Origin of the sequence: Streptomyces sp. Ru71 (genome assembly GCF_002920535.1) — a bacterium.
In the GTDB taxonomy this organism is placed as follows: Bacteria; Actinomycetota; Actinomycetes; order Streptomycetales; family Streptomycetaceae; genus Streptomyces.
In genome coordinates this window covers 15,617-29,607 of the sequence record NZ_PQSS01000011.1, presented here as the reverse complement: position 1 = coordinate 29,607, position 13,991 = coordinate 15,617, and the positions used below count along the sequence as shown (strand labels likewise).

The 13,991-nt window shown below is 73.7% G+C and carries 6 protein-coding genes; 3 read left to right on the top strand and 3 right to left on the bottom strand.

Going from position 1 to position 13,991, the window contains the following annotated elements; all coding sequences use genetic code 11:
- Positions 1–49: 49 nt before the first annotated feature.
- From C3489_RS09430 to C3489_RS09420, 3 genes are all read right to left on the bottom strand, one after another.
- The gene (locus C3489_RS09430) at positions 50–3,535 is read right to left on the bottom strand and encodes a UvrD-helicase domain-containing protein (RefSeq protein WP_103781309.1); all 3,486 of its coding nucleotides are present in this window, start codon (positions 3,533–3,535) and stop codon (positions 50–52) included.
- A 122-nt stretch (positions 3,536–3,657) separates the two neighbouring features.
- Complete coding sequence (locus tag C3489_RS09425; RefSeq protein WP_103781308.1) at positions 3,658–7,077, bottom strand: ATP-dependent DNA helicase; 3,420 nt, start codon at positions 7,075–7,077, stop codon at positions 3,658–3,660.
- A 255-nt stretch (positions 7,078–7,332) separates the two neighbouring features.
- Complete coding sequence (locus tag C3489_RS09420; RefSeq protein ID WP_308460804.1) at positions 7,333–7,758, bottom strand: MGMT family protein; 426 nt, start codon at positions 7,756–7,758, stop codon at positions 7,333–7,335.
- 185 nt (positions 7,759–7,943) lie between these two features.
- Here C3489_RS09420 and C3489_RS09415 point away from each other — a divergent pair, with 185 nt between their 5' ends.
- The 3 genes from C3489_RS09415 to C3489_RS09405 all read left to right on the top strand — a co-directional run bounded on the left by C3489_RS09415 (position 7,944) and on the right by C3489_RS09405 (position 13,908).
- Positions 7,944–10,670: a lysylphosphatidylglycerol synthase transmembrane domain-containing protein gene (locus C3489_RS09415; protein WP_181139596.1), complete on the top strand. Its 2,727-nt coding sequence runs from the start codon at positions 7,944–7,946 to the stop codon at positions 10,668–10,670.
- Between the two features lie 76 nt (positions 10,671–10,746).
- Positions 10,747–12,291, top strand: coding sequence for an alpha/beta hydrolase (locus C3489_RS09410; RefSeq protein ID WP_103781305.1), 1,545 nt, complete (start codon positions 10,747–10,749; stop codon positions 12,289–12,291).
- A gap of 135 nt (positions 12,292–12,426) precedes the next feature.
- Positions 12,427–13,908 (top strand): alpha/beta hydrolase, encoded by a 1,482-nt coding sequence (locus C3489_RS09405; RefSeq protein WP_103781304.1) that lies wholly within the window; start codon positions 12,427–12,429, stop codon positions 13,906–13,908.
- Positions 13,909–13,991 lie beyond the last annotated feature (83 nt).

The following is a 13,991-nucleotide window of genomic DNA, read 5'->3' as shown; positions in this document are numbered from 1 at the left end:
GAGCCTATCGGCACTCAGTGACATCCTGGCTGGGCGGTTCGTCACACCTTCACGAACGCGTTCCGGCCTCGGCGGCGGGTTCCGCCGTGAGCAGCCGCTCCAGCGCGGCACGGTCCGGCAGATCGTCCGGCCGTACGACCTGACCGGTACGCACGTACAGGAAGGCGGCCGTGACCGATTCCACATCGACGCCCTGCTGCTCGGCCCACGCCAGCCGGTAGACGGCGAGCTGGAGCGGGTCGGCGTCGCGGTGACGGTTGGTCTTCCAGTCGACGATCTCGTATGTCGCGCCCGCGCCGTCGCCGTCGCCGTCCTTGTAGACGGCGTCGATCCGGCCGCGGATCACGCGTCCGGCGAGCGACAGCTGGAAGGGCGCCTCCACCCGGTAGGGGGTGCGGTGGGCGTACTCGGTGCGCTCGAAGGCCTCCTTGAGAGCCTGCAGGTCCTCTTCGTCGGCGATCTCGGCGTCGCCGCCGGGCAGCTCGTCCGGTTCCAGCAGGGGCAGCGTCAGCGCCTCGAACCGTGACTCCACCCACGCGTGGAAGCGCGTGCCCCGGCGGGCGGCCGGCTGCGGCGGCCGCGGCATGGGACGCGCCAGCTCCCGCGCGAAGCCGTCGGGGTCGGCGGCCAGGCGCAGCAGCTGCGAGGCGGTGAGCGACGCGGGCAGGGGGACGTCGGTGACGGCCTCGCGGGCGCGCAGCAGCTCGCCGGACAGCGCCTCCAGGTCCCGGTCCCAGGAGGCGACGACCCGGGCCTCCTCGGGGGTGAGGGGCTCCTCACCGGCGTGCGTGTGCGGCTCGCCGGCCCGGGGCCGGGCGGCGGGAGGCTCGGGCGCCGTGGCCTGGTGGGGCACCGTCGGGCGTTCGGCGGGCCAGGTGTCCCAGTCGGTGTCCTGCGCGAACGGGTCCTCGTCGTACGGCGGCTCGTCGAGGGGCGGTTCGTCGTACGGCGGCTCACCGTCGGCCGGGTCCTCGGGGGGCGGCGGCCAGTCCGGGTCGGTGTACGAGTCGGCGTCGTGCGTGGCCGTGGCCTCGCCCGCGGCGAGGGCGTCGAGGTGGGCGAGGACCGTCTCGGCGGCGGCCCGGCGGCGGGCGAGGGCGGCCTCGTCCAGCGGCAGCGGCCATGCCTGCTCGGCCCCGGCCTGCTGCAGCGCGGGGTTCTCCGCGCCCTCCTCCGGTTCGTCCGCCCACGCCTCGATCTCGCCGTACCCGGCGGCGCAGTGCTCGTACAGGGCGAGCAGGAAGTCGGACGGGCCGCGCGGCTTCTTCTGGGTGGGGCCCCACCAGTGGCCGGAGCCGAGCAGCAGGGAGCGGGGGCGGGTGAAGGTGACGTAGCCGAGGCGGAGCTCCTCGGTGTGCTGGTGGTCCTTCATGGCCTCGTGGAAGGCCTTCATGCCGCGCGCGTCCCACGCCTCGACGTCGGGCAGCGTGTCGGCGTCGCCGCGCAGGGCGTGCGGCAGCACCTTGGCCTGCGCGGTCCACTTCTCGCGGCCCTGCCCGCTGGGGAAGGTGCCGGTGACCAGGCCGGGGACGGCGACGACGTCCCACTCCAGGCCCTTGGACCGGTGCGCGGTGAGCACCTTGACCGTGTTCTCGCCGCCGGGCAGGGCGTTGTCCAGGCCCTTCTCGTACTGGGCGGCGGTGCGCAGGAAGCCGAGGAAGGCCAGCAGGGTGGCCTCGCTGTCGTGGGCGGCGAAGGACGCGGCGACGTCGAGGAAGTTGGACAGCGTCTCGCGGCGGCGGGCGGCCAGCGCGTGCGGGGACGCCGACAGCTCCACCTCCAGGCCGGTGACGGCGAGCACCCGGTGCAGGACGTCCATCAGCGGGTCGGACAGCGAGCGGCGCAGGTCGCGCAGTTCAGCGGCGAGCCGGGCGAACCGCACGCGCGCGTCCGGCGAGAAGGGCAGCCCGTCGTCGCCGGCCTCCATGGGGGTTTCCAGGAAGGTGTCCAGGGCGTCGGCGAGCGATATCACCTCCGACGGGTCGACTCCCTCGACGGCTTCGGCGAGGCGGCGGTCCGGGTCGTCGCCGTCGGCCACGCGCGTGTGCGCAACCAGCAGGCGGGCGCGGCGGCCGAGGAGGGCCAGGTCGCGGGGGCCGATGCGCCAGCGCGGGCCGGTCAGCAGACGCACCAGCGCGGCGTTGGCGCCCGGGTCCTGGAGGACCTCGCAGACGGCGACCAGGTCGGCGACCTCGGGCAGGTGCAGCAGCCCGGACAGGCCGACGACCTCGACGGGGACGTCACGGGCGACGAGGGCGCCCTGGATCTCGGCGAAGTCGTTCGCCGTACGGCACAGGACGGCGATCTCGCCCGGCGCCGTGCCGGTGCGCACCAGGTGGGCGATGGAGTCGGCGATCCAGTCGATCTCCTCGGCGTGGGTGTCCAGCAGGGCGCAGCGGACCAGGCCGTCGCGTTCGGCTCCCGGCGCGGGGCGCAGGGCCTCCACGCCCGCGTGCATCGCGCGCAGCGGCTCGGCGAGGCCGTTGGCCAGGTCGAGGAGGCGGCCTCCGCTGCGGCGGTTCTCGCTCAGCGCCTGCCGGGTGGCGGGCCGGCCGTCGGCGCGGGAGAAGTGCTGGGGGAAGTCGTCGAGGTTGGCGACGGAGGCGCCGCGCCAGCCGTAGATGGCCTGGCAGGGGTCGCCGACGGCGGTGACCGGGTGGCCGGTGCCCTCGCCGAAGAGGCCGGCGAGCATCACGCGCTGGGCGACGGAGGTGTCCTGGTACTCGTCGAGGAGCACCACCCGGAACTCCTCGCGCAGCTGGCGGCCCACCTCGGGGAGCCCGCCGAGCTGCGCGGCGAGCGCGATCTGGTCGCCGAAGTCGAGCAGGTCGCGTTCGCGCTTGGCGGCCCGGTAGCGCAGCACCAGATCGGTCAGTTCCCGGCGGGCGGCGGCGGTCTCGGGGACCTTGCGCAGGTCGGCGTTGGAGAGCTTGGCGCCCTGGAGGGTGAGCAGCAGTTCGGCGTCGTGGGCGCGCAGCGCCTCGGGGCGTACCAGGTGTTCGGCCAGCTCCGCGTCGAGGGCGAGCAGGTCGCTGACCAGGTCGGGGAAGGAGCGGGTGAGCGCCGGGTAGGGGCCGGGGGCCTCGCGCAGCACCCGCGCGGCGAGCTGGAAGCGGCTGGCGTCGGCGAGCAGGCGGGAGCTGGGCTCCAGGCCGATGCGCAGGCCGTGGTCGGTCAGCAGGCGGCCGGCGAAGGCGTGGTAGGTGGAGATCACCGGCTCGCCGGGCGGGTTGTCCGGGTCGATGACGTCGGGGTCGGTGACGCCGGCCTTGACCAGCGCCTTGCGGACGCGTTCGGCGAGTTCGCCGGCGGCCTTGTTGGTGAAGGTCAGACCGAGGACCTGTTCGGGGGCGACCTGGCCCGTGCCGACCAGCCACACCACACGCGCCGCCATCACCGTGGTCTTGCCGGAGCCGGCGCCGGCCACGATCACCTGCGGGGCGGGCGGCGCGGTGATGCAGGCCGTCTGCTCCGGGGTGAACGGGATGCCGAGGAGCTCCTTGAGCTGCTCGGGGTCGGTGATGCGTGCGGACACATCGAAAGAGGCTAGCGGCGGGCACTGACAACAGTGGCCGGGTGAGCGTTCAGAGGGGGAAGAAGCGCAGGTCAGCACGTGAGGTGCCGTGCATCACGGCGACTCCCCTCGCATCAGGTTGTTCACTCGACCACGTGCCGCCCCTCCGGCCGCGCGGTGCACGAGGCCCGGAACGAGCAGTGCGTGCAGTGCTGGCCGGCACTCGGCGTGAACCGCTCGTCGAGCACCTTTCCGGCCGCCGTGGCCAGCAGCTCGCCGACCCACTCCCCCTCCAGCGGCTCCTGCGCCTGCACCTTGGGCAGCGTCTCACCGCCGTCCCGCTTGGCGGCGCCCTGCCGCAGCTGGACCAGCTCCGCGCCGCCCGGCTCGGGCCGCACCCCGTCGAAGGCCTCGTCGACGGCGCCCTCACGCACGGCGAGCTGGTACACGGCGAGCTGCGGGTGGCGGGCCACCTCGGCGGAGCTGGGCGCCTGCTTGCCGGTCTTGAAGTCGACGACGTACGCGCGGCCCTCCCCGTCGGCCTCCACGCGGTCCATCTGGCCGCGGATGCGCACCTGGTACTCGCCCGCCCCCAGCGTGACGTCGAAGTCGTGCTCGCTGGCCACCGGGGTGCGGCCGGCGCGGTCCATGACGTGCCACTGCAGGAAGCGCTCCAGCGCCACACGCGCGTTGTCCTTCTCCTGCTGCGACTTCCAGGGCGCGTCGAAGGCGAGCGCGTTCCACACCGTCTCCAGGCGTTCCATGAGCACGGCGAGGTCGGCGGGGGTGTGCCCGGAGGCCACCTCGTCGGCCAGGACGTGGACGACGTTGCCGAAGCCCTGGGCGGCGGTCGCGGGGGCGTCGGCCTTGACCTCACGGCCGAGGAACCACTGCAGGGCGCAGGTGTTGGCGAGCTGGTCCAGGGCGCTGCCGGACAGCACGACGGGCTGGTCGCGGTCGCGCAGCGGCACCTTGGACTCGGTGGGGTCCCACATGCCCCACCAGCGGTAGGGGTGCGCGGCCGGCACCAGGGGCCGGCCGTCCTCGTCGGCCAGCGCGGCGAGCCGGGCCAGCCGGTGTGCGGCGGCCTTTCTGAGGGCGTCCGAGGCGCGCGGGTCGACGGTGGTGGCGCGCAGTTCGGCGACCAGGGCGGCGACCGACAGGGGGCGGCGCGGGCGGCCCGTGACGTCCTTCGGTTCGACGCCGAGTTCGGCCAGGAAGCGGGAGGGCTGGTCGCCGTCGTCGGCGGGGGCCTTCACCGCGGTGACGACGAGCCGTTCACGCGCGCGTGTGGCGGCGACGTAGAACAGGCGGCGTTCCTCGGCGAGCAGGGCGCCGGGGGTGAGGGGCTGGGCGAGGCCGTCGCGGCCGATGCGGTCGGCCTCCAGCAGCGAGCCGCGCCGGCGCAGGTCCGGCCACAGGCCCTCCTGGACACCGGCGACGACGACCAGGCGCCACTCAAGGCCCTTGGAGCGGTGCGCGGTCATCAGCCGGACGGCGTCCGTGCGCACCGCGCGCCGGGTGAGGGTGTCGGCGGCTATGTCCTCCGCCTCGATCTGCTCCAGGAAGTTCAGCGCGCCCCGGCCGCCGGTGCGCTCCTCCGCGCGCGCGGCGGTCGCGAACAGCGCGCACACGGCGTCCAGGTCGCGGTCGGCGTTGCGGCCGGCCGCGCCGCCGCGCCGGGCGGCCCGCTCCAGTCGCCCGGGCCAGGGGGTGCCCTCCCACAGGTCCCACAGCGCCTCCTCGGCCGTCCCGCCGGCGGCCAGGCGCTCGCGTGCCGTGCGCAGCAGTGCGCCCAGGCGCTGGGCGCCGCGCGCGTACGTCGGGTCGTGCACGGCCAGGCGTTCCGGTTCGGCCAGGGCGCGGGCGAGGAGTTCGTCCGAGGGCGGGGGCAGCGGGTTGCCTGCGGCGCGCTCCTCCTCGCGCAGGGCGCGGCCGAGGCGGCGCAGATCGGCGGCGTCCATGCCGGCGAGCGGGGAGGCGAGGAGGGTGAGGGCGGTCTCGGTGTCGAGCCAGCAGGGGGCCGTGGCGGCGGGGTTCTCTGCGTCCTGGGGTGCGTCGGCGTCGGCTTCCGGAGCGTCGGTCTCCTCGGTGACCGGGGCCTCGCGAGTCTCCGTGGCCTCCCCGGCCTCCCCGGCCTCCCCGGCCGGCTCGGTGGACGCGCCGCCGGCCTCCGCCGTGGCCACCGCCCGCAGGGCCGTCAGCAGGGGTGCCACGGCCGGTTCGTGACGCAGGGGCAGGTCGTCACCGTCGATGTCCAGCGGGACGCCGGCGGCGGTGAGGGCGCGGCGGACCGCCGGGATGGTCCGGGCGCCCGCGCGCACGAGGACGGCCATGTCGCGCCAGGGGACGCCGTCCTCCAGGTGGGCGCGGCGCAGGATGTCGGCGATGTTGTCCAGCTCGGTGCCGGGCGTCGGGTAGGTGTACACCTCCACGCGGCCGCCGTCGCGTACGGGCGTGAGGTCGCGGTGGGCGCGCACCTTGTCGGCGGGCAGCCGGGTCAGCGGCATGCGCTGGGTGATCAGCCGGGTGGCGGCGAGCAGGGCGGCGCCGGAGCGGCGGGAGGTGCGCAGCACCGCGACGGGGGCGGGGCGGCCGTCCGCGCGCGGGAAGGCGGCCGGGAAGTCGAGGATGCCGTTCACGTCGGCGCCCCGGAAGGCGTAGATCGACTGGTCGGGGTCGCCGAAGGCGACGAGGGTGCGTCCGTGGCCGAAGAGCGCGTGCAGCAGCCGTACCTGCGCCGGGTCGGTGTCCTGGTACTCGTCGACGTACACGGCGTCGTACCGGTCGGCGAGCTGCCGGGCGACGTCCGGGCGGCGGGCGAGGAGCACCGCGCGGTGGACGAGTTCGGCGTAGTCGAGCACTCCCTGCAGGTCGAGGACGTCCAGGTACTCGGCGAGGAAGGCGGCGGCCGCCCGCCAGTCGGGGCGGCCGATACGGCGGGCGAAGGCGTCCAGGGCGTCGGGCCCGAGTCCCAGTTCGCGGGTGCGGGCGAGGACGGCGCGGACCTCGTCGGCGAAGCCGCGGGTGGTCAGGCAGGCGCGCAGCTCGTCCGGCCAGCGCACGTGCGCGAGGCCGAGCTTCTCCAGGTCGATCTGGCCGGCGAGCAGTCCGCGCACGGTGACGTCCTGCTCGGGGCCGGACAGCAGCCGCAGTGGTTCGGCGAACAGCTCGCTGTCCTGGTGGGCGCGTACGAGGGCGTAGCAGAACGAGTGGAAGGTGGTCGCCTGGGGCGCGCGGGCCGCCCCCATGCGCAGGGCCATGCGGTCGCGCAGCTCGACGGCCGCCTTGCGGCTGAACGTCAGCACGAGCACGCGCGCGGGGTCACCTCCGCGGGCGACACGGGCGGCCACGGACTCGACGAGGGTGGTGGTCTTCCCGGTGCCCGGACCGGCGAGGACGAGCAGCGGGCCGCTGTCATGGTCAACCACGGCGCGCTGCGCGGCGTCCAGACGAGGGGGATCCGGACGGTGTGGCGGGGTACGCACCAATCGGTAGGCGCCACGGCTCCCCTGCCGCACCTGGGGGTGCGGCAGGCGCCGGGTGGAGGAAGAGGAGCTCACGTGGTTCGCCGGTCCTGGTGGGTGTGCTGGGTGCGCGGCCGGCCGCGCCTGCGGGCCGGTGGCCGTGGGTCGGGGACGCGCGCAGGCGACGCTACGCCGCCGGGCCGGGTGGAAGCAGGACTTCCGCTTCTTCCCGTCCGGCGCTCGCGCCACGCGAGTCCCTCGCCTCACGAACGTACGTCATGCCACGGATGTGCCCTTGTTCATCCCTTCGGGTCACAGGTCACACTCCGGCCTGACGCATGGCGGAAGCTGTCAGGTGTGAGCGTCAGCGCGTCCGCCGCCGTCCCACCGCGCACGACTCATGTCGAGGCGCGGCACATGGCCCTGCGCGGCCCGGCTCGCCGACTTCAGCGGCGTGCCCTCCGCCCGGTAGTGCGCCAGCGCGCGCTGCTCGTGCCCCGGCAGCAGCACCCCGTCGGCCCGCACGACACGCCACCACGGGACGGCACCGCCGTACAGCGACATCACGCGCCCGACCTGGCGGGGCCCGCCCTCCTCCAGCCATTCGGCGACGTCCCCGTACGTCATGACCCGCCCCGGCGGGATCAGCTCGGCGACCTCAAGGACCCGCTCGGCGTACTCGGGGAGCGCCTCGGGCCGGCCGGGGCCGGCGTCGTCCTCGGGGAGCGCCCCGGCCCGCTCCGGGCCCGCGTCGTCCGGAAGGCTCTGCTCGCTCATTCGACCCATCCTGCACCACCCCACCGACAGGGTGACCGGTTCTCGACGGTGCGTGACCCTCGCCCCGGCACGGCGCTTCCGGCAGACTGTCGGCCCCGCATGTGCACCCTGATGCCCCCGTGTGTCGGTGGGGCATGCCACCATCGTGCGGGCGGTGACCGGTGATACGAGATCAAGAAGAGGCGATGAAGCAGCAGGGTGTGCACCCCGGAGACGCGGAGGGCACCTCTGACGCTGCGTCGCGCCCGGGCACCGGCGACAAGGGCACCAAGAGCGACACTTCCCCCGACGACGCGCGTGACGTGACGCACATCGACGAGGTGGAGGGCGACGAACCGCTGCTCCCCGCGCGCGTGCACCGCCCCTCGGACCTGATGCGGCTGCTGGTGGGTCTGCTCGCGATCGTCGTGCTGCTGGGGATCGCCGCGTTCGCGCACGGCACGACCTCCGGCCTGGAACAGGACATCAACAAGGGCACCGGGCAGGCACCCGACCTGCTCATCAAGATCGCCGGCCTGGCCTCCAGCATCGCGATCCTGCTGGTGCCGGTCGCCTTCGCGATCGAACGGCTGATCAAGCGGGACGGACTGCGCATCGCCGACGGCGTCCTCGCCGCGGTCCTCGCGCACGGAGTGACGCTCGCCACCGACCTGTGGGTCGCCAAGGCCGCCCCCGACTCCATCCAGGAGGCGCTCACCCAGCCCTCCCCTGGCGACATCCACGCGCTGACCGACCCGGTGCACGGCTATCTGGCCCCGGTCATCGCGTACATGACCGCCGTCGGCATGTCCCGCAGACCGCGCTGGCGGTCGGTGCTGTGGATCGTGCTGCTCCTCGACGCGTTCTCCATGCTGGTCACGGGCTACACGACACCGTTCTCGATCATCCTGACGGTGCTCATCGGCTGGACCGTGGCCTACGGCACCCTGTACGCCGTCGGCTCCCCCAACGTCCGCCCCACCGGCCGCACCCTCATGGCCGGCCTGCAGACCGTCGGCTTCCACCCGGTCAGCGCCTCCCGCGAGGAAGCACCCGACAGCGCCGACATGAGCGACCGCGGCCGGCGCTACTTCGTCACCCTGGAGGACGGCCCGCCGCTCGACGTCACCGTCGTCGACCGCGAACAACAGGCCCAGGGCTTCTTCTACCGCGCCTGGCGCAACCTCACCCTGCGCGGCTTCGCCACCCGCAGCAGCCTGCAGTCGCTGCGTCAGGCCCTGGAGCAGGAGGCGCTGCTCGCCTACGCCGCGATCGCCGCCGGCGCCAACGCGCCCAAGCTGATCGCCACCTCCGAGCTCGGCCCCGACGCCGTCATGCTCGTCTACGAGCACACCGGCGGACGCACCCTGGACTCGCTGGCCGACGAGGAGATCACCGACGAGCTGCTGCGCAACGCCTGGCACCAGGTGCGCGCCCTGCAGTCGCGGCGGATCGCGCACCGCAGGCTGGCCGGCGACGCGATTCTGGTGGATCGTTCCGGCAGGGTGATCCTCACCGACCTGCGGGGCGGCGAGATCGCGGCCGGTGATCTGCTGCTGCGCATGGACGTCGCCCAGCTGGTGACCACGCTGGGCCTGCGGGCCGGCGCCGAGCGGGCGGTGGCCTCCGCGGTGAGCGTCCTCGGCCCCGACGCCGTGGCCGACTGCCTGCCGATGCTCCAGCCGATCGCGCTGACCCGCTCCACGCGCGCGACGCTGCGCCGACTGGCACGCGAGCGTGCCCAGCGCGAACGCGACGCGGTCCTGGAGGCGGCCCGGCACGCCAAGGAGGCCCGCGCCGAGGCCCACCAGGACACCGCCGCCGTACCCGAGAAGGCCGACAAGAAGGCCGCACGGGCGCAGGCACGGGCCGAGAAGCGGGCTGTCGACGAGGCGCTGGAGGAGGCCCGTGAGGAGGCACGCGAGGAGGATCTGCTCAGCCAGATCCGGCACGAGGTGCTCCGGATCAGGCCGCAGGCCCCGGTCGAGCCGGCCCGGCTTGAGCGGGTGCGGCCGCGGACGCTGATCAGCTTCATCGCCGGCGCGATCGGCGCGTACTTCCTGCTGACGCAGCTCACCCACATCGAGTTCGGGCCGCTCGTGGCGAACGCCCAGTGGGGCTGGGTGGCCGCGGCCGTGCTGTTCTCCGCGCTGAGCTATGTGGCCGCGGCGATGAGCCTGCTGGGCTTCGTGCCCGAGCGGGTGCCGTTCCCGCGGACGGTGGCCGCGCAGGTCGCCGGGTCCTTCGTGAAGATCGTGGCGCCCGCCGCGGTCGGCGGCGTCGCGCTGAACACACGGTTCCTGCAGCGCCAGGGAGTGCGGCCGGGGCTCGCGGTGGCCAGTGTGGGCGCCTCGCAGCTGTTCGGGCTCGGCGCGCACATCCTGATGCTGCTGTCGTTCGGCTATCTGACCGGCACCGAGAAGACCCCGTCGCTGTCGCCGTCCCGCACGGTCATCGCCGGTCTGCTGACCGTCGCGGTCCTCGTCCTCGTGGTGACCTCCGTGCCGTTCCTGCGCAAGTTCATCGTCACGCGCGTGCGGTCGCTGTTCGCGGGCGTCATCCCGCGCATGCTGGACGTGCTGCAGCGGCCGCAGAAGCTCGTCACGGGCATCGGCGGCATGCTGCTGCTCACCGCCTGCTTCGTGATGTGCCTGGACGCCTCCATCCGCGCCTTCGGCGACGGCTCGGCCTCGCTGAGCATCGCCAGCGTCGCCGTCGTCTTCCTGGCCGGCAACGCGCTCGGCTCGGCCGCGCCCACGCCGGGCGGTGTCGGCGCCGTCGAGGCGTCCCTGACGCTCGGCCTGATCGCCGTCGGGCTGCCCAAGGAGGTCGCCGCGCCGGCGGTGCTGCTGTTCCGGCTGCTCACGCTGTGGCTGCCGGTGCTGCCGGGCTGGCTGGCGTTCAACCACCTCACCCGCAAGGGAGCGCTGTAGTCACTCCCGGCGCCCTCGTCCCCCCAACGGGCCCGCGCCCCGCGCGCGCGGGCCTGCCGCGCCGCACGATGGGATCATGCCCAACCCCTCCCGGCTGCGCGCCGCCGCTCTGACCGTCACCGCCCTGCTGCTGTCGGCAGCCCTGACGGGCTGCGGTGACGACTCCAAGGACGAGGACCTGACGGAGCAGAAGCTGAGCTGGAAGGACTGTCCCGCCCCGTCGCAGGCGGAGGGCGGCGGCAACGCGCCCTCACCGCTGCCGGGCGGCGCGCAGTGGCAGTGCGCCACCATGAAGGCGCCGCTGGACTGGGCCAAGCCCAAGGGCGACACGATCGGCATCGCGCTGATCCGGGCGAAGTCCAGCGGCCAGGCGAGCCGCCGCATCGGTTCGCTGATCTTCAACTTCGGCGGCCCCGGCGGCTCCGGCGTGACCACGCTGCCCGCCTTCGGCGAGGACTACGCCACCCTGCGCACGCGCTACGACCTGGTCAGCTTCGACCCGCGCGGCGTCGGCCGCAGCGCACCCGTCAAGTGCGAGGACGACGCACAGCTGGACGCCTACTTCCAGCAGGACGCCACCCCCGACGACGCCGCCGAGCGCACGACGTACCTCGACAACACCAAGGACTTCAACGGGGCCTGCGAGCACCACTCCAAGCGGATCCTGCCGCATGTGCGCACCACCGACGCCGCCCGCGACATGGACCTGATGCGCCAGGTCCTCGGCGACGACAAGCTGTACTACTTCGGCATCTCCTACGGCACCGAGCTCGGCGGCGTCTACGCCCACCTGTTCCCACGGCGGGTCGGGCGGGCGGTGTTCGACGCGGTCGTCGACCCGACGCAGAACGCCGAGCAGGGCGCGCTCGGCCAGGCCAAGGGATTCCAGCTCGCCCTGGACAACTTCGCCGAGGGCTGCACGTCCAAGGTCGAGGACTGCCCGATCGGCGACACCGCGCAAGACGTCAAGAACCGCATCGCCAAGCTGCTCGCCGACCTCGACCGCAAGCCGATCCCCGGCATCTTCCCGCGCCAGCTGACCCAGACCGCCGCCACCAACGGCATCGCGCAGGCCCTGTACTCCAAGGACTTCTGGGAGTACCTGACCGAGGGCCTGCAGGAGGCCTACAGCGGCAACGGCAGGATTCTCATGGCCCTGTCCGACTCGATGAACGGGCGCAACGAAAACGGCGAGTACAGCAACATCACCGCCGCCAACATCTCCATCAACTGCGCCGACGACAAGCCCCGCTACACCGCCGACTACGTGCAGAGCAAGCTGCCCTCCTTCCGCGCCGCCTCGCCGCTGTTCGGCGACTTCATGGCCTGGGGCATGGTCAGCTGCACCGACTGGGCCGTGCCCGGCGCCGCCGACCACCCCGACGTCAGCGCGCCCGGGGCGGCGCCGATCCTCGTCGTGGGCAACACCGGCGACCCGGCAACGCCGTACGAGGGCGCGCGGAAGATGGTGGACGCCCTGGGCAAGGGCGTCGGGGTCGAGCTGACGTACAAGGGGCAGGGGCACGGCGCGTACGACAGCAAGAACAAGTGCGTGCAGTCGGCGGTGAACGGCTATCTGCTGGAGGGCAAGGTCCCGCCGGCCGGGACCGTCTGCGCCTGACCCTCACCCTTTATTCGACAAACCCCCAGGTCAGAGAGTTATCCACAGGCTCCGACGGAGGCTCGTCGGTCCGCCTACGATGGCCTGACCGCTGTTCGCCACCCCGGTGCGGACGGCTCACGAGGGGGCAGGGGCATGGCACGTTCGATCCGGTGGGCGGCGCTCGCGACCGCTGGGGCACTGCTGGCGGCCGGCTGCGGCGGGGGCTCGTCGGGCTCGTCGCCGGCCTCGCTCACGGAACAGAAGCTCGACTGGGGCCGCTGCGAGGCGACCGACGACTCCCCCGCGCCGGGCGACGACTGGCAGTGCGCCACGCTGAAGGCACCGCTGGACTGGTCGAAACCGGACGGCCGCACGATCGGCCTGGCCATGATCCGCGCCAAGGCCGACGGCGGCGACCGCATCGGCTCGCTGCTGTTCAACTTCGGCGGGCCCGGTGGCTCCGGCGTGTCCGGCATGCCGGGATACGCACCGCTCGTCTCCCGGCTGCGCGAGCACTACGACCTGGTCAGCTTCGACCCGCGCGGAGTGGCCGCCAGCGAGGGCGTGCGCTGCCGAGGCGACCGCGAGATCCAGGCCGCCGAGGCGATCGACGCCACACCGGACACGCCGGCCGAGGAGCGCGCGTTCCTCGCGGACTCCACGGCCTTCGGCAAGGGGTGCCAGAAGGCGGCAGGGGAGCTGATGGCCCACGTCTCCACGACCGACACCGCGCGCGACATGGACCTCATGCGCCAGGTCCTCGGCGACGCCAAGATGCACTACTTCGGCATCTCCTACGGCACCGAACTGGGCGGTGTCTACGCCCACCTGTTCCCGCGCAACGTGGGCCGGCTGGTGCTCGACGCGGTCGTCGACCCCACGGGTGACGCGGTGGGCCACGCCGAGAACCAGGCCCGCGGTTTCCAGCGCGCGCTGGACGACTACCTGAAGTCCACCGGCCGGGACCCGAAACAGGGCACCCGGGAGATCGCCGACCTGCTGCGCCGGATCGACGCGAACCCGCTGCCCACCTCGTCGGGACGCAAGCTCACCCAGACCCTGGCCGTGACCGGCATCGTCCTTCCCCTCTACAGCGAACAGAGCTGGCCCAGCCTGACCAGCGCGCTCGCCTCGGCCGAACGCGGCGACGGCACCGAACTGCTGGCCCTGGCCGACGTCTACAACGAACGCGATCCCTCGGGCCACTACGGCACCTCGTCCCACTCCCAGCGGCTCATATCCTGCCTGGACGACAAGCAGCGCCCGACCCCGCAGGACACCCGGGCACGGCTGGCGGACTTCGAACGCGTCTCGCCGGTCTTCGGCCCCTTCCTCGCCTGGGACGCGGCCGGCTGGTGCCACGACTGGCCGGTACCGGGCCAGTACGACACCCCGCAGGTGAGCGCGCCGGGCGCGGCGCCGATCCTCGTCGTGGGCAACACCGGCGACCCGGCCACCCCCTACGAGGGCGCGCGCCGCATGGCCGACGAACTCGGCAGGAACGTCGGCGTGGTCCTCACCTGGCAGGGCGAGGGCCACGGAGCGTACGGCAGCGGCAGCACCTGCGTGGACTCCACGGTGAACGCCTACCTGCTCCGGGGCACGGTCCCGAAGGACGGCACGACCTGCCGCTGAGCCCGGCGCCCCGCTGCCGGTCCCTCACCCACTTGGCGATGTCCGAGTGCCGTGCTCCACCGCCGTGACGAGGATGGAGCGGG

Coding starts and splice junctions, on each gene's coding strand:
- C3489_RS09420 (WP_308460804.1), bottom strand. CDS start 7,758: ATGAGCGAGCAGAGCCTTCCGGACGACGCGGGCCCGGAGCGGGCCGGG.
- C3489_RS09415 (WP_181139596.1), top strand. CDS start 7,944: ATGAAGCAGCAGGGTGTGCACCCCGGAGACGCGGAGGGCACCTCTGAC.
- C3489_RS09410 (WP_103781305.1), top strand. CDS start 10,747: ATGCCCAACCCCTCCCGGCTGCGCGCCGCCGCTCTGACCGTCACCGCC.
- C3489_RS09405 (WP_103781304.1), top strand. CDS start 12,427: ATGGCACGTTCGATCCGGTGGGCGGCGCTCGCGACCGCTGGGGCACTG.